At 37.4% G+C, this 21,298-nt stretch carries 12 protein-coding genes; all 12 read right to left on the bottom strand.

Annotation, left to right across the window (positions count from 1 at the left end):
- Positions 1–54 precede the first annotated feature (54 nt).
- Positions 55–2,853 (bottom strand): TonB-dependent receptor, encoded by a 2,799-nt coding sequence (locus OO013_RS10940; protein WP_266056848.1) that lies wholly within the window; start codon positions 2,851–2,853, stop codon positions 55–57.
- A 717-nt stretch (positions 2,854–3,570) separates the two neighbouring features.
- Complete coding sequence (locus OO013_RS10945) at positions 3,571–8,106, bottom strand: T9SS type A sorting domain-containing protein (RefSeq protein ID WP_266056849.1); 4,536 nt, start codon at positions 8,104–8,106, stop codon at positions 3,571–3,573.
- Positions 8,103–9,983 (bottom strand): fibronectin type III domain-containing protein, encoded by a 1,881-nt coding sequence (locus OO013_RS10950; RefSeq protein WP_266056850.1) that lies wholly within the window; start codon positions 9,981–9,983, stop codon positions 8,103–8,105. Before OO013_RS10950 ends, OO013_RS10945 begins: the two co-directional genes overlap by 4 nt.
- A complete protein-coding gene (locus OO013_RS10955) occupies positions 9,983–14,704 on the bottom strand; it encodes a hypothetical protein (RefSeq protein WP_266056851.1) in 4,722 nt (1,573 codons plus the stop codon). Before OO013_RS10955 ends, OO013_RS10950 begins: the two co-directional genes overlap by 1 nt.
- Positions 14,705–14,807: 103 nt before the next feature.
- The gene (locus OO013_RS10960) at positions 14,808–15,722 is read right to left on the bottom strand and encodes a hypothetical protein (RefSeq protein ID WP_266056852.1); all 915 of its coding nucleotides are present in this window, start codon (positions 15,720–15,722) and stop codon (positions 14,808–14,810) included.
- 443 nt (positions 15,723–16,165) lie between these two features.
- Positions 16,166–17,188 (bottom strand): hypothetical protein, encoded by a 1,023-nt coding sequence (locus tag OO013_RS10965; RefSeq protein WP_266056853.1) that lies wholly within the window; start codon positions 17,186–17,188, stop codon positions 16,166–16,168.
- Positions 17,189–17,320: 132 nt separating this feature from the next.
- Positions 17,321–17,869 (bottom strand): REP-associated tyrosine transposase, encoded by a 549-nt coding sequence (locus OO013_RS10970; RefSeq protein WP_266056854.1) that lies wholly within the window; start codon positions 17,867–17,869, stop codon positions 17,321–17,323.
- A gap of 108 nt (positions 17,870–17,977) precedes the next feature.
- Positions 17,978–18,151: a hypothetical protein gene (locus OO013_RS10975; protein ID WP_266056855.1), complete on the bottom strand. Its 174-nt coding sequence runs from the start codon at positions 18,149–18,151 to the stop codon at positions 17,978–17,980.
- A 74-nt stretch (positions 18,152–18,225) separates the two neighbouring features.
- Complete coding sequence (locus tag OO013_RS10980; RefSeq protein ID WP_266056856.1) at positions 18,226–18,774, bottom strand: REP-associated tyrosine transposase; 549 nt, start codon at positions 18,772–18,774, stop codon at positions 18,226–18,228.
- 158 nt (positions 18,775–18,932) lie between these two features.
- A complete protein-coding gene (locus OO013_RS10985) occupies positions 18,933–19,490 on the bottom strand; it encodes a hypothetical protein (RefSeq protein WP_266056857.1) in 558 nt (185 codons plus the stop codon).
- Between the two features lie 227 nt (positions 19,491–19,717).
- Positions 19,718–20,398, bottom strand: coding sequence for a hypothetical protein (locus OO013_RS10990; RefSeq protein ID WP_266056858.1), 681 nt, complete (start codon positions 20,396–20,398; stop codon positions 19,718–19,720).
- A 233-nt stretch (positions 20,399–20,631) separates the two neighbouring features.
- The gene (locus tag OO013_RS10995; RefSeq protein ID WP_266056859.1) at positions 20,632–21,297 is read right to left on the bottom strand and encodes a hypothetical protein; all 666 of its coding nucleotides are present in this window, start codon (positions 21,295–21,297) and stop codon (positions 20,632–20,634) included.
- Between the last annotated feature and the right edge of the window lies 1 nt (position 21,298).

The following is a 21,298-nucleotide window of genomic DNA, read 5'->3' on the forward strand; positions in this document are numbered from 1 at the left end:
AATAAAAAAGGCTGCCAAAATTGACAGCCTTTTAAATTATTTATTTTGAGGAGGTTAGAAGCTAACCTTCAGACCAGCATTCCATGTTCTTCCAAAACCGAAATAAACTCTGTTTCTTGTCGAGCCATCAGAATCTGGAATAGCATGATTATTATCATCATCTGAAGGATCATGTAGTATATTAGTTTCAGATTCAGCAATATATTCTTCATCAAGAAGGTTATTAATATTGATGAACAACCTGATTTTAGAAACACCAGCATCAAAAGTATAAGATGCCCCAGCATCAACTAGACCATAGGAAGGCAATTCCCATGCCTGGTTTCCTGGAGATAAAAATACATTTTCACTGGCTACATCAAAGTCTGCGTATACTTGGGATGCATAATAGTAAGCTGCATTTATATTTAAACCATCGATAACTTGATAATCAGCTCCTAATGACCAGGTAGTTTGTGCAGCATCCGGCACCTTAACATCTTCCATGAACAATTCTTGAGTACCGATAAGCTCATTGTTATTATTGAATACATCTGCACTGAAATTATCAGTGTATCTCCAATTACCAAATGAGAACATCGCATTTATACTCAGGTTTGTAATTGGTCTGATTACAGCATCTATTTCAATTCCCTGGTGAAGTTGATTAACACCTTCAAAGTTAGCTGTACCATCCTGTCCATCTACATCAACTGTTCTTGAAAATTGACGATTCTTCCAAAAGGTATGGTATAAATTCACGTTTGCACTAATTAATTTATCTCTAAAGCCATAACCAAATTCATAAGCTTCCACATTTTGATTTTCGATATTTTCATCAACTTCATTCGAAAAGTTTACAAAAACATTATCAAAAATAGGCTGGCGAGAGAAATAACCAGCATTTGCAAACACATTATGCTTACTATTAATGTTATAATTAACACCACCTTTTATAGTTCCTCCCAGGAAGTTTTCCCAATCAGACTCCTGATTCCCTTCTTCGTAACGGAAATAGTCGATTCTTTTAAATCCTTGGTTTGACCCAGAAAGAGACAAAAATGCTGACCATTGATCATTTGTATATTCTACTTGACCAAATAACCCTATCCAACTCACTAAACCATCATTGTAATAATCAATTTTCTCATCATTGCTACCCTCATCTGTTGCATAGTGATTTGGATTATTAACATCGTCATCATCAAAATATGCATCTAATCCTAGCAAGTTTTCAAGCCTACGGTAATGAATACCCTTATAATACCGATAATCAAGACCACCAACAACAGCCCAGTTTTCATTTATCTCATGATTAACATTGGTTAATAACCCATACCAGTTATGAGAGTTCATAGAAGCTCTTCTAATAAATCCTCCTTGTGATCTATCTGTATAATAATCGTATTCTCTACCATCAGTATGTAGACTGTCTATAGTAGAATATCCAGATGTACCTACGTATTGACCGTTAAATCCACCTCCATTATCCCATGGAAGTTTTTCATCTAAAGTTTGCCAAGGGTTTGTTCTTATAAAATCATTTATTGAACCTCCTTGGTTCCAGGTACTAATGTCATTCCATCTAACCTGACCAGGAATACCAGCATTGCTAGTTCTAAATCGAGAACTTGTTCTAAAACGCCCATTTATTTGGCCTAAGTCCCCAGTTCCTCCACCTCTTCCAAATGAAGCATAAGCAGAAGTTGCTACCGTTGTTTTTTCTGATGGATCCCAATACCAGTTAAGGAAAATTTTTGGTTTGTGATAGAAATTCTTTCTCCAGGAGAATTGCTCTCCATCAAGTATTCCCCACTGAGGATTGTATTTTATTCCAGTACCTTCAAATGACCCATCAGGATCACCTTTTAACGTTTCATAATTAACTCCATCAAACCTTCCATACTCTCTTTGGTGATGCCATTGAGGAGCTCCTAAAGCTGTCAAGTGTACTGAATGTTTTTCGTTTATAACTTTTGCTACTGATAAAAAATATGACCATGCTTCAAAATCAGTACCATCAGCCCACATTGCTCCAGTTGTTCTTGTACCCTGAATAGTAGCAGCCCAGCCATTTTCACCTAACCCTGTTGATAGAACTAATCCGAATTTATTATATCCATCATTACCAATTGTGGTTGAAACAGCTCCTCCCTTTTCGTGATCAGCTGCATTGGTGATTATGTTTATAGAACCACCTACAGTAGGCACAGCTAATTTAGTTGCACCAAGACCTCTTTGTACCTGAATTTGAGATGTTACATCAGAAAGACCAGCCCAATTTGACCAGTAAACCCATCCGTTTTCCATATCGTTTACAGGAATACCATTGATCATTACAGCTGTATTACGCTGATCAAAACCTCTGATATTAATTCTTGAATCTCCAAAACCCCCACCTTGTTTGGTAGTATAAACTGATGGCGAATACTTTAATACTTCCGGAAATTCCTGATTTCCTAACTTTTGCTCTATTTCTGCACCTTTAATAGTCGATACAGCGACAGGAGTTTCCCTATCTTTTGCTACTGAAGCAATTACTTGTACTTCACTCAACCCAACTGCTGCTGAAACTAGTTTAATTGTCCCCACATTAGCCGTACCCCCTTCAGTTACCTTGACATCAATTTTCTTAGCCTCATATCCTATATAAGAGATGTCTAGAGTTTTATCTCCTACTGGTACATTGTTAATAGTAAAATTACCATTAAGGTCTGCAATAGCCCCTGTGGTAGTTCCTTCTATTACTACATTGGCACCAAGCAATCCTTCTCCGGTTTCACTGTCAACCAGTTTTCCGGTGATTTTTCCGGTTTGCCCGAATGCTGTTAGCGAGGCAAACACGAATACTAAAACGAGTAAACGTTTAATCATAATAGTTATAGTTTGGTTTGAATAATTCGGCGACAAAGATAAGTTTTTGGCATTACCCATCATGTAAGTTAAGATTAACTTTCTTTAAATACGCTCCGGGTTTCTTAACAATTTCTTAACATTTATTAACCGAAGCAATTTTGCCTGTAAAAAGGAAGGGCATTGGCTGTAACGCCCTGAAATCAAGACGTTTCAACACTTTCCTATGCAAATATTAAAAAATTTAATTGGAAATCATACTCATGAGTGTTATTGTTTTTTTAACATTTGTTCACAGGGGTATTTAGCTATTAGAGATTGATGATTTGGTTATTTGGGATTGAAATAACAGGTATTAGTGATTAAACTATTTGGGAATTGGGGATTGGGTGATTAGTGATTAGTGATTGGTTATTGAGTTATTAGGGAATATAAAATACATGTAAAAATTATCGCCTTGAAAAAATTACCTCATTAATTACCGCCTTGGTTCGTGTCTCCACGAACCAAATTTAGCTTCTTACCCAGATCTGGTGCGTGAGGACACGAACCAGGGCGAGGGCAGAGTGAGTGTGAGAGTGAGAAAGGAGAATGAGTCAGAGTAAAAAATTGTGACTGCAAATATAATTTGAACCAATCCGTCGCATAGGGACACGAACCAGGGCGGGAAGAGAATGAGAGTGAGAGTGAGAGCGGAGTGTGGAGAATAAAAAAAGCCGGATAAACCGGCTTTTTTTATCAATTAATTATCAATTGTCTTGCTGTGCTTTCTCCTCCCAGATATACTCTTAAGTAATACATTCCTGCTGGCAGATTAAATAAGTTCATATCGATAGAATGTTCTGTTCCAACTGATCCGGTAACTTCGTAAAGGACCTGCCCCTGACTATCATGAATTTTGATTTCCGGAGCTACTTCCTCAGCACTGGTAAACTGAACGGTCAACTCGCCATCGGATGGGTTTGGATACACTGTAAAGTCAGAGATGAAGTCAACATTATCAACCCTTCCTCCCTCCGGATTCTGAACTTCCAGGACAGTAATATTTTTTGATCTTGTTCCGGCACATTCAAAATAATGGGCAGTCAATTTTACAGGGTAAGTACCTGCCTGCTCGTATTGAGCTTCAGCATAATACTGTCCATTATGAAGAAGAGTTCCAAAACCCTGAAGATCCCACTCGATACTATCCGGTTCCGGAGTCGTCAGATCAATCATCAACACTGTATCCATGGCATTGACTTCTGTACTCATCAAAAATTCTGTTTGAAGCAGATCATTGTTTTCTACTATCGTGAACGTCGCAGATTCATTGCAGCCTTTCGCTGAGATCATATCCAGCGTATAAGTCCCCGGGACTGTAACCAAATAAGACGACACAGTACTTACCTCATTACCACTTCCATCTTTCCATGAATAACTGCTTCCTGTAATTATTGGAGAGAGTAATAATTCCTGACCTTCGCACACTTCCTGGTCAGTTAAACCCAGGTCTGCAGGTTCGGTAGCAGGCATTTCAAATGCATCTTCTTTGCTACAGCCATTTTCATCTGTTACAGTAACGGCATAACTCACTCCTCCCTGGATATTTGTAATCGGATTGGTGGTTTGACCATTATTCCATTGGTATGTTTTATTTCCCGTCCCTCCGGTAGATTCCAGTGTTATCGAACCGTCACTTCCATCTGCACATGTTGTTTGTATATAGTCAAAAAGACTAACCACTAGTTCCTCCGGCGCATCAAGGAATACATCAAAACTTGCCTCACATCCCTGGGCATCGGTAATGTTCACCTGGTAAGTTCCTTCGGAAAGATTGGCATAAGAAGCATTCGCCGGACCACTGACCCATTGATAGGTAAAGCCGGTATTATTTTCTCCAGATGCTGTCACAGTAATCGTTCCATCAGAACTGTCAAAGCAAGACGGTGCCTGAAGCTGTTCCATTATTGTCATCGGTTCAGGACCGGTAAGGTCAACAGTATGAAAAGAACGGCATCCCGCTTCATCCTCTACTTCCACCGTATATTGACCCACGGCAAGATTTTCTTCCCTTGGTGTACTTGTGCCCGTAGGCCAGCTTACTGAATACGCCCCTGTACCTCCAGTAATAGCAATTTCAGCAGCACCATCTGCTGTATAGGAACATGTGGGTTCTTCAATTAATGCTGTTTGTACTACCGGGCCATCCGCTGCAGAGATAAATGCATTATTTTGAGCAACACATCCCTTTGCATCTGTTATTGTAATTGAATAACTGCCTGGTTGTGCGTCTGTGATATCCTCAGTTTGCGAATAATTACTGCCATCTTTTTGCCATTGGAATTGATTCCCGCCATTTCCTCCGGTTGAAGTGATGAAAATACTTCCAAGTGGTTCGGCGCAGGTTGCATCGACCACTTCATCAATAGTTACTAAAAGCCCATCAGGCTGGGACACAACAAGAGATTGCTCCCCGGTAAGGCACCCGTTGGAATCTCTAATCTCTGCCAGGTAAGAACCGGCAACCAGGTTAGTATAATTTTGAATAGTATTGAAAGCTCCTCCTTGCCATTTAAATTCATAGGTTCCAGTTCCCCCCTGGCCTTGCAGGTTTATTGAACCATTGTCACTTTCAAAGCAGGTTTCATCAGTCACGGTTGCAGAAAGTTGCAAAACATCAGGTTGGGTAAGTTCAAAGGATGTCTGAGTCTGGCATCCATTGATATCAGTAGCGACTACCGTGTAGTTGCCAGCTGCCAGAGTTGATTCATAGTCTGATTTTGCTTCTCCATTCCAGCTATATGTATACCCTGGAGTACCTCCCGAGGTCAATAATAATACTTCGCCATCTGTATCTCCATTACAGCTTACACCAAACCCGTTTTTATCATAGATATCGGCTGTTACATTAAGCTCATCCGGTTCGCTGAGAGTATAGGCTACTTCGTTAATACATCCATTACCATCGGTGACATTTACAGAATAAATACCTGCCGATAAATTATTTCTGGTTTGCGAAGTACTGTTATTATCAGTCCAAGTGATTGAGTACCCTGTTCCTATACCACCAAAAGGCGAAACTTCTAATGTACCATCTGAATCACCAAAGCAAGTAATAGCATTGGTTTCAGTAAATGAGGCATTGACCCTGGTCGGTTCATTTAGAATCACTGGTTTTTGCCTCGAACATCCTTGTTCATCCTGCACATATACTGTATAAGCATTTGCGACCAGGTTGGTAAAGCTGGGTGAGGTTTGAAAACCTGCACCAGGCTCGGTGATACTATAAACAACAGCTCCCTGGTTATTACTCACGTTAACTACATTCAACACCCCATCTGAACTACCATAACATGAAGGTTGGGTAGTAGTTACATTAAAATCCATTTGGGCTGGTTCAGTGATTGTATAGGTTGTTTCAGCTGAACAGGTGGAGTTATATTGAACATATACTGTACCGGTTCCGACACTCAATCCGGAAAAAGTATTGGAATTTGGTTCTGCAAAAATACCGTCAGTCAATGAATACTTAATACTACTGATAGATGCAGAATTAGCAGTTGGAGTTAGCTGAGCAGTCAACTGCCCATCTGGAGACCCAAAGCATGAAGTAGAAGTTTCAGTGACTGAAAAGTTAAATTCCGGCTCTTTAACGGTTATAGGCACCGGATTTGAGAGACATTCATTCTCATCTTTAACAAGGGTGGTGTAAGTTCCTTTCGAAAGATTAGAAAAAACGGCATCCCCTATAAATGTTACTCCATTGTCGATGGAATAAGTTAAAGTATGATTATCAGCTACATTTCCTGTTACAGTGATTTGTCCATCCGAATTTTCCGGACATGTTAAATCTTTAACATTTGTTAATTCATCTGTTGTGTTAATTACTGCCGGAGCATCACTTATAATTACTTCTTCGGAAGTTGTTTGACAACCTAATCGATCTGTAGCTAGAACTATGTAAGATCCAGCGGAAATTCCTGAAATTATGTCTGAAGTGGCTGTGGATCCGTCATAGGTTATTGATTTAACTTCACTGCCGTTTTGCAGTACTGAATAGGTGTGGGAATAGCCATTCCCAATTTCTGCATTAACCTCGATTTTACCATCTGAAGCGCCTGGACAGGAAACTTGTCTATCACCTGTATACTCATTTAATGGATTTAATGTGACATTAAAACTTGGAGGAACATTTACATCTGCTGTTGCCTTATATCCACAGGATTCTTTAGAGGAATGAGTAATAGTAAATTCAATTAATCCGCTTTCAACCAAATCTATAGATAATCCTTCATTTGAATTAAAATTTACATCTCTTGGAAAACCAACGCAATAACCTGGTAATAATTCTGAAGCTGTACTTCCGCACCCTTCTTCAGGAGCAGGCGATAATTTTGAAATTGAAATTTTCATTGGAGCAGAGAATAATTTTGGAGCTATATTAATTTTAGCAACATCTTCCTGACAAACTCGTTGAATTATTTCAATATCAGCATCATTGTATTCATTGGGATAATTAAAGGTATAATTTGCTCCGGAAGCAATACGTGTTTTATCGTAGAAATTAAAATGAGCATAGAAATTTATATTTTTTTCATATCCAGCATTATCTGAAAAAAGTTCTGTATAAGAAATATCTACGGTTGGGCCTAAAGTAGTCTTAAACTGTGTTTTATTTATTAATATCTCATTAGTATTTGCATCCAAAACCTCATAATACCAATCAACGGATTCATACAAATTATGTATTTTACTGTTTTCTGGTGCAACATCAACATTTAAATTAATAGATTTTCCACATTCAATTTCCGTTAAATTAGGGATGGGCAAATCTCCTAATACCTTAACTAATACACTTATACTCATATCATCACGATCTGTGACAACATTATCCATTCGACAATGATCTATCCCTAAATATTTATATCCGTAAAAATTATCTAAGTTACAGCTAGCTGAAACTGGCCCTGGAGTAGGCCCCATATTTGGGTCTAAATATGTATTTTGTCTGCCAGAAGCAAAAAAGAATCGTGGAAATGTTTCTGGAGTGTATGTAGTACTATAATAATCACAATTGAAGCAATAATCCGGACCTGAATTATAATTATGAAAATCTTTAGCTACATTAAGACCTTCAGAAGAACTAAGTAATACATCTGAAAAAAATGCTCCTGGGTCCTTTAAAGGTTCATAAGCGCTATATAAATAAATTTTAGTTTCAAACTGCAATTGACCAAACCCTTTCCAGGTAAGCAGTAGACTAAAAAAAGATAAAAGTAAAACTCTTTTCATCGTGATACCTCCTTATTAATTTTTTGGTTGTCAGTGGTAATGATCTCTATTAAAGCTGATTTAATTTCATCCCCTATTCTAATTTCATTCAATATATCAACCTTATAGTTCCGTTTAAATGAGCGATATTGTTCTCCGTCTTTCACATAAATATTACAAATCCGTACTTTAGATGGATAAGTCACTTCGAAGGTAAGTTTGTTTTCTTCCAGCCTTGGATTTAGGTCAAAAATCGCTTCTCTATCTGATTCACTAGCTATAAATGCTTTCTGAAAAACTAATTCATCTCCTTGTTCCAGCTTGACCTCAAAATTCGATCGGTATTTCTCAGGAACAATGAATTTAAAATCTTTATTAAAAACCTTTGATTCAACTTGTTTGCCTCCGTAAATCAAAGTAAACTCTACTTCAAAAGGGGAAAAGGCAGTTAACTCCGGTTTTTCTTCATCATAATCTACAGACAAATAATCCCACAGATTCTTTTTATTAGAATAAACTACTTCCTCTGACCTCTCAGAGAGATTATATCGATTATCATAAGCCGCTACTGAATATTTATAATCATAAGCCGCTTGTGTGCTTAATGTGTCGTAATAAATGTCGCTTTCTGTCGCACTTAAATAAATAGGTTCATGTCCTTTTACGCCTCTTCTAAATAATCTGTATCCTTTAAAATCAGAATCCGAGGGTCTGTTAAATGAAATTGCCACAACATTATTAATAGTATCTCTTAACTCAATAAAATCTATTCGAGGTACCGCTGGAGCAATACTATCTAGCAATTGCACCAAATATGGGAATGATTTTTTTCCGTTGTTTTCTAATATATAATACCCTGAAACTGGATCATCAGTCCAAATTGAATTTTGATCCTTAGCAGAATTATTAATAGGAGCATATGTACCACTTTCTGATTTGCTATGCATTAGAACAGTATTTTTCCCCAATTGATTAGCAGTATAAAATGTTAACCTGCCCTGATCATCTATTTGATGGTCTACCAACTGGTTGATTTCTGTCTTTCCACTTACTTTCACGTTGGCATTCATTACTACCGGATCAGAGACAATACTATCACCATAGGGTGTTAGTCCGGCTACCTTATATTTTACTTTCCCATCGGTAGTGCTTAATGAATCATAGTAATCAAGAAAAACAGCCTGATCTACATTTATATATGGAGCTTCATTGATCTTTTCAAAACCATTTTCTCCAATACTTTTATAAATATTGTATCCGACAAAATCATATGAATTATCCTTCCATCTCAATGCAACTGAATTATCATCATTCAACTGATAAAAAATTCTGGGAAAGAAGACCTTCTCAGGTGATTGACCGTTAAAATTTGCGACAGTTGCCGCTAAAAAATTTTCAGGTTGATTTTGTAATGCTACTCGATAAATATAAGTGTCCTTTTTAACCGGGGAATCTCGAAAAGCAAACCCCGAAAGCTGAGCTGTTTTAAAAGAATAATCATTAACTAATTGTGAAATACCGAATCGATATTCCTGATCTTTTGCTGCTTTGTAGTATTCAAAAGGACCGAATTGTCCTCCCAGATCTACCTCACCTTCACCAAAGATCATTTCTGCGGCAACCAAAGTATAGTCAGACCCTTCCTTTAAAAATTCTTTTCCATCAGCTGTATTGATCCTGAAAGTTTTTTTCTCTTTTGTTGATTGACTGATTCGTTCAATAATTACTCCATTATCAATAATATCTCTCCACAAACCATAATTATCAGCAGCCCACTTTATAGAGACTCCATTTTCATCGGCACGAGAAATAGCTTTCAGCCCGGTAGTTTGTCCTTTTGTAATATCAAAAGACAATAAAACCAGCAAAATGATCAATATGGATCTATAACTTTTCATTAATAAATAAATTCAAAACTCGTTTCAACTTCGTCTGTAGTGATTTCCTTACCAGGTAGTTTGTAACTGAATTTTAGTTTGATCAAACCATTGCGAAATCTTGGGTATGGTGTTGCTAACAGCTCATTTTCTGATGATGGATAATTTCCTCCAAAATGATTAATCACCAGCTCTCGAATATTTTTATTATCCTGATTAACGATATAAGGGTAAAATATATAAATCATAACTCGATCTGGCCCGGCTAAAGATGCATCTGCAATATCAACAACGGGCAAATAAAAACCAGATGTTTCAAGTATTCTGAAAGCCTCCACCGGAGGCACACCACCGTATGCCTTATCATCACGGACTGTCAGATTCAATCCATATTTAGGATAGTTAGCATAGGTAAGCCCCATTACAAAATCTGAATGCCACTCAGAATCTTCAATAATCATTTCATACTCAATTCCCGATTCATTGAAATTTGCAAATTCCTGTCTGACGAATGGCTCACCAACTGTAAACCCATTAAAGATATCTTCCACTCCTGGTCTTACAGGATAAGTACTTGTCCCTTCAAAATCCATTGAAGCCACTTTCTCTCCTAAAGTTCTAAAATTACTTGTCCTCACCGGAGCGATATAGACATTCTGGGTTTGAAGCTCTGCTAAATTACCCGTGGCTTTTTGGCCTTTTATTTCCAGATCAAGGTTACTATCTCCACCAACCTTTGTTTTTACTGAATCGACATTTGAATCTACTGCATCAGCTGCCTTTGCAGGCACTTTGTTCAACGACAAATTGTAGATTTTACCTGTTTGAATGTTTGAAGGAAAATCAAACATCACCTCGTTTTTCCTATTATCGTAATCAAAGCCAAAGGAAGAAGATTCAGTACCGTCATCGGCAATAAACTTCCCTTCGAATTTCCAAGCACCCGAATCATTACTAAACAGATAATCCTGACCTTGCTCTAACTGAATATATCCCTGTGGATATTCATCCTGGTAGAAGTTGACCATCTCAATCTCAGGATAACTATACGCTACGTTGTGGTGTGGAATGTTATCCGGAGCTTCACCTGAAAGGAATTTCACTTCTTTAGATTCAACATATCTTTTTCCATCGACAATTACAGGCTCCCAGTTACCGCCTATGCGCTCCTCAAAGCTCACCTGTACCTTTGCTATCATTGTAGTGTGTGGCGAAAGGATGTCTACTGGTTTTACTGCTAGTACATCTTTATCATCATCCCACTGCTTTACCACTTCGATTGGTCGTTTTTCGCCGTCATGGGTGATATCAAAATGATCTAGCTTTATTTTAAATTCTTTGGTAACACCATCCAGATCTTCCAGCTTAAATATCTTTTCAACCGGCATATTAAATACTGCTTGTGGCTTGGTGAATACGTTTACTTCTTCTCCTTCTCCCGGTGTTACTTGTGAAATAACTGTGATTCCTTCGAGTACCGAACCTCCAACGATCTGACATTCTTCTCCCAGAGTCACTTCAAAATCGCAACGACCACTAACTAATCCACCTAACACACTATATCGCCCACCGACAATACCGCGCATCCAGAATGGATTTGGAAGCTTGGCCTGGAGTAAAGCCGCTGCTCCAATATGCAGAATTGATACTTTCTTCTTCTTACCAAAAACTTTAACCCTTATCCCAATATCTCCATCAAAATACGCATAGGCCTGTCCATTAGCATACCATCCATTAACTCCTAGCGTCCCTGGTCGACCGGCACACTCTGCGGAGCCATAATCTTTAAGCATGATATCAAATCCAGCACCAGCCATAAATCGGGCATAGAACATCAGGAAATTCATATCGCCGGTATCTATATTAAATCCGGCACCAAAGCCTACTCCTGCACCATCACCCAAGGCATTCATGTCTGACATATAATCCAGGTCTGCCTGACTTCTACCAAGTATTTCTGCAACCTTCGGATCTGGTGGTGGTGAGCCCGGTACTTTGGTTCCCATTACGAAATACGCATTGGCCTCGGCATTTAACGGACCAACGCCCATTTGTACTCCCAACCTGTCCTCCGGTGTACCAATGTATACATACCATTCCGCCGGATCGAAGTGCATCACTGCCCATCCTGCACGCCCATTTGGGCCTATACCGGTGATTATTCCTCCTGCCACATTGACGAACATATCCATGTTGGCGTGGAAGACCTTGTTTTCAAAATCGTATTCCATCACCATCGAAGCTGAGATACTTCCTTTACCTCCCATTTCAGTTGGATCGCCGAATATTTGCGTTATATCATTGGTTCCTGTGCTTTCAATCAAACTCCCAGATACAGATTCAACAGCATTACTAACAGATGCAGCTTTTTCTGCGATCTTATCCATATTATCCGTGATAACATCCAGGTCAACCATCATTTCCGGGGTCATCACGTAGGCATTTCCGGCAAATTTGATATTTCTGATTCCACCTCCTTTAAAGAAGGCTATTTCAAACATCGCATCACCATTCCATGCTTCTTTCTTTTTACCTCCCATTACAATCGAGGCCTTTACTCCTAACCCTGCTTTAGTAGAAGGCTTGTAGGTAATACCTGTACGGGTATATCCCAGGGAATTATATCCTCCTTTATCGATCTCCATGGCGTAGTAAGCTCCACCACCAAATCCATAAAGGTTCAAACTTGGCTCTACTATCGGAATGCCATTATCAAAAGTAGCGGCCGCATCGGCATACCAGTATCGCATGCCATTGACATTACCAAAAATGGCACTCGCTTCAATTTCCATCTTTAATCCCGATTGCATACCGAGCTTCAGATTACCATTAAATCCTTCACCATAAATGGAATCATTTCTGTAAAACTTTAATCTCCCATCAAGTGAAAGGCTGCTCACCTCACCACTCAATGCTATTTCATCTATCTCAAGTCTTTTAAATCTGAATCGCTGTCTTCCATTTTTCTCATAAGGTTCTGCAACGATCGTCATACCAGACATTCCGCTGAACCCGCCATCTTCCGGCTTCATTACATTCACGGTCAGATCAAAGCTAACACCTACCTCAGTGCTATCTGCCAATGTTTCAAACCCGATGTTATTCAACTGCACAGGGAAATTAGCCATTGCCTGTTGTGCCGCTTCAGAGTTAAAGGAGAATTGGCCAACCTGAAGGTAAGGTTTAACGGTTTGCACCTGGAGAGAGTAGAATTCCATCTCAGCGATCTCGAGCGCCTTCTTGCTATCATCACTAAAGGATGCCTCCACATTCATTTTACCATGTAGCGTGGCGCGGGGATAAAATTTTCCATTATAAACATCGACTTCCAGGGAGGAACCTGAATACAATTCAACTTCAGTTCCCTTAAATAATGGGAAAGTAAGTGTTGAATCATTTCTTACGTCAAATTCATATTGTCCATGAGGCAAAACCCTTCCTTCATAACTAAAATACTCACCATCACCATTGGTAGGAACGTGGATTTTTCCGTTGATCTCACCACGCTCTAATGAACCCATCAACATAGAAACTTCAAATCGCTCTAAAGAAAAAGCCCATTTATTCATCAGGCCTTCATCCATGTTGATAAGGTTTTGTCCGGAAATTGTCCCGGTAAAACCCAGGTCATCGATGATCAGACCCCGGCCATTGAAAGTTGTCCGGGCACTGTCTGTCCGTTGAAACTCCGGCGGCAACATGACGGCCACTTCTTCAATGTATACCCCACGCCATAACTCCGGCTGTTCTGCAACCAGGTAAGGCTGGTATTCTTCCGGAAAAACCACAGCTGGTGAATTTCGGTAATCGCTGTAATCGAATACTGCATTTTTCACCTGGAAGGTCACTCCTTTCACACCATTGATTTGAAACGGATCCAGATCAAAGCCAGCGATCAAATTATTCCAGTCTTCTAATTCTGTTTCAAATCTTCCCGTTACACGTTTTGTTGTATCTATTCTTCCAATCGAGTCTTCAGCGAGCAGCCATTCTTTAGAAAAGACTACTTCACCTTTTATTTTCATGGATTTATATCCGTCACAATCGATCTTTACATGCGTGCCGGATACTCCTCCGGACTTTAAGACCAATGCTCCTTTTCCTCCGGATATTGGAATGGCATAATCTTTAACCAGAAACAACATCGCATCATTGGTTATGATCCCGCCTTCCTCAGATATTTGAATATTGTGAGCCCCAAAGACCAGCTCCTGACCCTGAGGTGGTTGAAAAACCATATAAACACTCATGAAAGTACCCTGAGGCTTGAAAACGATCGAGTCGATAATTACCCCGTAGGTGAAACCTCCAATTTCTTTGCTTTTGGCGATTGGCAAATTCTGAACGGCTTCAGCATTCAGGACGTCAGTGAACATATCGTTTTTCACTACCTGATCCCAGATACTTTGAGCACGATCTAATACTCTTTGAATTGAATCAGTTACAGCGGTAGGTGGAGCTATGTCTCCTAGTGTATCGACAGAATTGAAAACCGGTTGATATAATTCTTCCCGACTTACTCTGGCAGGTAAAGCAGGCGCCGAACTACTCTTCACTTCTTCTCCGGTGTATCGTGCCAGTTCTTTTCTTTTCAGGTCTTCTAATAAGCGATCGGCCGGGGTACTAACTTCCGGCTTAGATTTTTCACCAATAGACTTTACCGGATCTATTGATGCATATCCTGATGAAAAGCCCAATAATAATAAGGCAATGAAGAAAATTAAATTCCTATGTTTATACATTCCTAATCTAGCATGTAAAAAAATCCTGTCGATACGGAGCTTAAGCACTCTCTACCGAAAAATTATGTCGTTAAAAGATCTTACCGTTACAAGGCGGTAACTCTTAATATTTACTATCTACAAATTGTAACCTCTTATCTTCTTTTATCCAGTCAATTATCGCATCCATTGCAGCCTGGTAATCATCGGCCAGAAACATTCCCGAAGCATCGACGGCCACGGGGAAATTAACTATCCGTGGAGCGATCTGCTCAGCAATACCATATCCGCAAGGTATCTTTTCACTCACATTCGGATTTGGTGATGCACAAAGAATCGATTGATCAGTTATTATTTCAAAAAGAAAATTATAAACTACTTCGTTGTTGGTGTAAGCCAGGTCAGGAACCACATCGTAAATAAAATCACTGTTGACTTCCATCTTCCTCACTGCCTCCATCAACCGGGCCTCCGCACGTTGGTTTCCCATCCTGGTCAGGGCAACTAATGCATGCCATTGCTCCCTGTTTCGGCTACTGTTATCCAGTGCAATATCTTCGAGGGCTTGAGTTGATTGCTGTACCTTGGCAAACCCAATGATTTTAATCAACAAACTACGATGAGGATAATCACCTCTAAGGTAAGCATCGAGCAACTGCTTAGTTTCAGGCGCAAAATCTGCCGGAGTAAAGCGCTTGAGCATGCTGATGGCTTTATAGGAAACCGAATTATCTTTGGAATTGCCCAATAGCGCCAGGTTTGCTACAGCCTGTGAGCGCAACTGTTTGTCGGTGCTGTACACACCATAAGCGCCAAACGCATTGATTGCTTCAAGTTTTAATTTTGAATCGTCAGTAGCCGCATATCGTTCGATGATCTTTATGGCAGTCGGGTTGTTGGCAAAACCTTCGTAAAAAGCCAATGGCTTTGATTCGGCCTTACCTTTTTTAACTACTTCAAAGTGATTAACGAGAGCTTCTTCCTGCGCAAAAATTAAAAAATGTGCGAAGAATGATACAAAAAATATTATTCGCTGCATAGTTGACTAAAAAATATGCCCAAAAATAGGAAAAGAAGATTTACGGAGCAAATAATTGATAGCTAAGTTGTTGGGAGGTTAGGTATTGGTTATTAGGTTATTAGTTATTGGATATTTGATTGGAGCTGTAGATAAATAAAAGGCACTTCATTGACGCTTGGAATAGGTGGTTATAGGGGGTAGTTATTGAGTTATTAATGATTAGTTATTTGGTGATAATTTTGAACTCTGCTGCTTGGAGTGTTCCGTAGGACAACTTCAAACTTTTTTATGAAATGCAGAGTCTATGACTTGGTCATTCTACAAAGAAAAATTTATATCCACGCTTTTTTACTTCTACGCTGAAATAAACTTATTTATTTGACCGGGATACAATCCCTGCTTTTCATGAAAAGTCTGAAGTTACGCTATCGCTAAACTCCAGACAGCTGGGGGGGCTGGAATTACTCACGCTCGAAGATGTGGAGAGTTTGATCCTGAGTTAAAGCAAAGATTCTATCTTTACTAATCTTTATTGTCCCAACCATTCCATTCTTCTTTTCAAAAATATGCTTCCAAGCAATTTTTTCTTGATTTGGATCAAAAATACCAATTTTGGCTTCATTGCTCCCCATATTCTGAGAGAAATAAATCATACCATCTTTTACTTGTATTCTCCAATCAGGATATATATCATGTTTTTTGAATTCTTTCTGAATATCGATTATTTTAATCTCATTAGTTTTTGCATTCAAAACTGCAAGTTGGGTAACCTCAATATCTTTATATTGAAAACCGTATAAAAATTCATTCTCTGAAGCAGTGAATGGCACATCATAAGTTTCCTCAATATTTCCATTTGCTGGATTTAGACGAAATGTCTTCCCATATTCAACAAAGAGTTTACCGACAATTTTGATTATTGAGGGTGTGCCTAGCTCCAATTCACTCTTAGCAGTAACTAAATCTTTGACATATATCTCCCAAACGCATATGTTTTCAAAAGTGAAGAGTCCAAATTTTTCTTGATTCCGGGATATGAAGTGATTTTCATCCCAAACTAAGAGAATTCCGTTTAAACCCAATTCTCCAGGAAATTTAGATATGATCTTAAAAGAATTTCTTTCAATTTTAGAAATATACTTTTTGGAAAAATCAAGTTGGAAATAAGTATAGGCAAACAGATAAGATTCTGTGAGGAAATTCTTAATGTCAAGATTAACAGTTGCTAAATAATCAACTGATTGGATTGCCCCATTCAAATTGAATATTTTTGTTTGACCCGTAGCTTTACTTGACACGCATATATTATCATCTGTAATTACTGTAACAATTGGATCCTGAATAGTTTCAATTTGCTTTTTTAAAGGGGCATTATTGATGATTTTAACCCCATGTTGATTGTTAATAAACAAAGTGTTCGACTGTTCTTCAATTTTAAATGATGATTCCTTAACACCTTCCAATTTGGACAGTAAATTGAACATGATACTAAAGTTTAAATATTGATTTGAAGTTGTTTTCAATATTGAGATAATCAATTACCCCCCGCTGTTTGGAGTGTTCCGAAGGACAACTTCAAACTTTTTATGAAATCCAGAGTCTGTGACTCGGACACTTTACAACAAAATGATATCAATTAATCCTTGTTCCCCACTATAATTACTAGCACTTGAATAAACATAATCTTCAGGACGTTTTACTAAACCAGATTCTACAGGATTATTATGAATATAGTCTAATTTTTGATCTTTAAATTGATTAGTTATTAATTCCTTTGGTTGATTATTTTGTCGCCAAAATTGAAAGCTATTGTTTTTGTTATTCTTTGACCCTGCTTGTTTAAAGATCCAAAGCATCCAATTCCTGCGACTTTCAGAATGATTATTGTTGATTGCTGATATAATCTCTTTTGCTGTATATTTCTTAAAATCTCTTAATATATCAGAAAGATTAAATCCTTTTTTTGCGGCAACAATTAAGTGTAGATGATTACTCATTAAACACCATGCATATATTTCAAGTCCTTTATTTTTTTGGCAAAAAATCAAACTATCAACAACTATTTCAGCATAATTCCTTCTAGTAAATACATCTACCCATTCAACTACCGCAAATGTTACAAAATATAAACCGTTCTGATCTCGAATTTTATAGCCTTTATCCATTAGTCAAATATAATGAAACAAACTTATTTATTTGACCGGGATACAATCCCTGCTATTCATTAAAAGTCTGAAGTTACGCTATCGCTAAACTCCAGACAGCTGGGGGTATCACAAATTATACTTTGGTTCTATGGTAGGTAAAACAGCTTTCAGCTTTTCCCAGTATGGTAGCCATTCATCTGGTTCATCAAAAATCGCCTCTACCTTTCTAAATTTTTGATTATAATTAGGATCATTGCATAGTTTAGAAATAATCAGTCCTCTGAAATATGCCTCTCCCATACCACTTAGAACTTCCTTCCAATTCTCCCCCCCCTGGCGCAAGAATCTTCTTGTGCCGTCGTCGTTAAGCGAACTTACCGTATGTAGTTCAGCTTAATCAATTCTTCTTTACCATGCCAACATCCTGCGCTGCTATATGTATATTCTTCTTCCTTTTCAACAAAACCGGCTTCTACAGGATTTCTGTGAATATAGTCAAGTTTTTGATAAAACATCTGCTCGTTAAGTAACTCTATTGGTTTGTTATGCTGCTGCCAAAACTGCCACTTTTTATTGTTGCTATTCTTTAAACCTGCTCTTTCAAACATCCAAAGCATCCACTCTCTCCTGCTTTCTCCAGGATGATCGAATATTGCTTTTTTTAATTGACTTGAAGTATGTCGTTTCATATCTCCAACAACTCTTTCTAAAGGCTTTTCTTTGGAACCAATAATCATATGCACATGACTTGTCATGATACACCAGCCAAATATTTCAAGATCCTTATTTTCTTGACAATACTTCCAGCTATTTATCAATATTTCTTTATACTCGTTTCTTATGAATACATCTATCCAATAAACTACAGCAAAACTTATAAAATTTAACTTGCTGCTATCGCCAAATTTATATTTCCGGCTCATGCCGGAAATTAAATTCAAACATTTTATCCTCAAAGAAATAAACGGTTAGGTTGGGAAATCCTTAAAAGAATCAATAACGATTGGTCCAAGAGGATTCTTGAACCAGGACTAGTCGATAATAGCACAAGTACATACTTGCGCTAGTGGGGGATTTATATTTATGAGCTTATTTCATTGATGATTTCATCGTAGAACAACCAAGATTCATCAATTCCTAATATTTTTTCAATAATAACCTTTCCAAACACTCCAGTAGGTGTATTATTATCTGGATAAAGCGGATAGCCAACTTTTAAATCTCCAATAAACAACTTATTGCAACAGGTACATCTTGAATATAATATATTAATTGAGCTCCTTCTTTGAAAATCAAAGTCATATTCAAACCCTGTTCTATTAATATATGTAACACTAGATACTTCATGTAAATAAACTCCATTAAAAATCTGACAAATATTTTTTAAAAAGGACAAAGAAAATTTCTCTGTTGATAACTGTTTAATCCAATGAAAACTCTTTATCCCTTTTTCAAAATCCTCTTTTATCTCAACTTTGACCGAGCAAAAAGGACAAATAAATGACAACTGCCAACTGCGGTTATACTCAAAATCACCAGGTAGAGTTAAAAAAAAAGGAGATGCTTCTTCAGTGATCTGATCAACGTCTATTAACTCTTTTCCGAAAAGAAAAACTTCAACTTTCTTTATTTCTTTCATAGCGAAAAACTAAGGTCCCTCAATGACTTTTATAACACTCCCTCCGCTGTTTGGAGTGTTCCGAAGGACAACTTCAAACTTTTGTATGAAATGCAGAGTCTCTGACTCGGTCATTCTACAACGAAAAATTTATATCCACGCTTTTTTACTTCTACGCTTAAAAAAACTTATTTATTTGACCGGGATACAATCCCTACTATTCATTAAAAATCTGAAGTTACGGTATTTTACTCCTTTTTCTTAAAGGATTTTGCACCCCATTCAAAATCTCTTACTTTTAAATTATTTGAGGTACATATAACATTATATTTAAGTCCTGATTCTGGAGCTTCCAGATCAAATATAAATATTAAATCTCTATTTAAAACCTCTTCAATTATAATCTCTTTAGTTGGATCCCATACGAGTTTTAAAGAATCAACATCTTTGCTATTAATTTTAATATCACAATTAATATTTTCACCATGAGTTAATTCCATTGGAATATCACTTCTCCACTTTAAATTGTATAATTTAAGTTTACTTGACTTTGACTTAGCCTCAAGTTCATTGATAATTATCTTAAATGGAGAGTTATTGTAGAATGATATACTAAATAAAATTTGTGATTGATTATCATTAATACTATTAAACCCAAAACCAGATATAAATCCATCGATTTTTGGTGTTAATTTTTCCCAATTAATTATTTCCTGTATTTGATTTGAATTTTGTGCTAATTTTAATGACTTTTCTGAAACTTCACTTGATTTGGATATGGCATAAATTGATACTACAGCTGTTAATAAAGTTGAAATCAAAGGAATAATAACTTGAGTTGTAAGATTCGAGTACCCCAACCATAACAAAATAACAATGGGAAGAATTATTATTAGTGATATGATTAAAATTGAAAATTTAATTTTCATAAGAAAGATAGCATCTATAATTGATTATTCTAAATAACACCACTTTAATTCCTCCATCTCCACTTTTATACTGAAATATATTTATTTATTTGACCGGGATACAATCCCTGCTTTTCATTAAAAGTCTGAAGTTACGCTATCGCTAAACTCCAGACAGCGGGGGGGGGCTAGTGGGGTAATCGCCATTTCATAACGGATTAACTCCATTGAACATTTTATAAAAGCTGCTAAAATTAATTTGATGTAAGAGTGTCTAAGTATTTTTTAGTGGCTTCCAGTTCTGATAAAGTTTCTGTGTCTTTAGGAGAGATTCCAGATACCCATTTATCATAAATTTCTTCATAACGTGGATTTTCGGATAGTTTAGCAGCAATAACACCACTAATCGCATTATTCCAGTTCATTCCCTTTTCAAAATCGTAAGAACTATCCAATACGGGTAAATTGAACCAATCATCAAAATCGCGCATGGTTTCAAAACGATCAAAAAAGGGAAAGCCCACTTCTTCCATAAACCGTTTAAAAGCTGCCAAATAAAATACTAAAGTTTCTTCATTTACTAAATTCCCAGGATTCTCGATTTCGTAATCTAATTCTGGTCTATTATATCGTTCTAATAAGCTAAAAACCTTTTGTAATACGCTGGGTGTCTCTTTTCGCTTCAGATATCTCGGGTTTATTTCTCCTTTTATTTCTTGAATAGCATTATTTCTAATTCGTAAAGCGGTGGTTATCGAATAACTATCTACCATATCATTTACCTCAAAAAATAATTTATCGAAACCATATTTTGTTTTTCTTTTTGCTGTGGATTGTGACCTGTTTAATTTGAAGTTCTCTCGCCTTAAAAAAACTTCCACCTGGTCATAAAATTCTTTGAGTACAAGCTTTTTATCCATA

The sequence above is a fragment of the Mangrovivirga halotolerans genome, from assembly GCF_026241165.1.
In the GTDB taxonomy this organism is placed as follows: Bacteria; Bacteroidota; Bacteroidia; order Cytophagales; family Cyclobacteriaceae; genus Mangrovivirga; species Mangrovivirga halotolerans.

What these genes read in the sequence shown, in the direction of transcription:
- OO013_RS10940 (WP_266056848.1), bottom strand. Translation starts at nt 2,853, where the DNA reads ATGATTAAACGTTTACTCGTTTTAGTATTCGTGTTTGCCTCGCTAACA.
- OO013_RS10945 (WP_266056849.1), bottom strand. Translation starts at nt 8,106, where the DNA reads ATGAAAAGAGTTTTACTTTTATCTTTTTTTAGTCTACTGCTTACCTGG.
- OO013_RS10950 (WP_266056850.1), bottom strand. Translation starts at nt 9,983, where the DNA reads ATGAAAAGTTATAGATCCATATTGATCATTTTGCTGGTTTTATTGTCT.
- OO013_RS10955 (WP_266056851.1), bottom strand. Translation starts at nt 14,704, where the DNA reads ATGTATAAACATAGGAATTTAATTTTCTTCATTGCCTTATTATTATTG.
- OO013_RS10960 (WP_266056852.1), bottom strand. Translation starts at nt 15,722, where the DNA reads ATGCAGCGAATAATATTTTTTGTATCATTCTTCGCACATTTTTTAATT.
- OO013_RS10965 (WP_266056853.1), bottom strand. Translation starts at nt 17,188, where the DNA reads ATGTTCAATTTACTGTCCAAATTGGAAGGTGTTAAGGAATCATCATTT.
- OO013_RS10970 (WP_266056854.1), bottom strand. Translation starts at nt 17,869, where the DNA reads ATGGATAAAGGCTATAAAATTCGAGATCAGAACGGTTTATATTTTGTA.
- OO013_RS10975 (WP_266056855.1), bottom strand. Translation starts at nt 18,151, where the DNA reads ATGGGAGAGGCATATTTCAGAGGACTGATTATTTCTAAACTATGCAAT.
- OO013_RS10980 (WP_266056856.1), bottom strand. Translation starts at nt 18,774, where the DNA reads ATGAGCCGGAAATATAAATTTGGCGATAGCAGCAAGTTAAATTTTATA.
- OO013_RS10985 (WP_266056857.1), bottom strand. Translation starts at nt 19,490, where the DNA reads ATGAAAGAAATAAAGAAAGTTGAAGTTTTTCTTTTCGGAAAAGAGTTA.
- OO013_RS10990 (WP_266056858.1), bottom strand. Translation starts at nt 20,398, where the DNA reads ATGAAAATTAAATTTTCAATTTTAATCATATCACTAATAATAATTCTT.
- OO013_RS10995 (WP_266056859.1), bottom strand. Translation starts at nt 21,297, where the DNA reads ATGGATAAAAAGCTTGTACTCAAAGAATTTTATGACCAGGTGGAAGTT.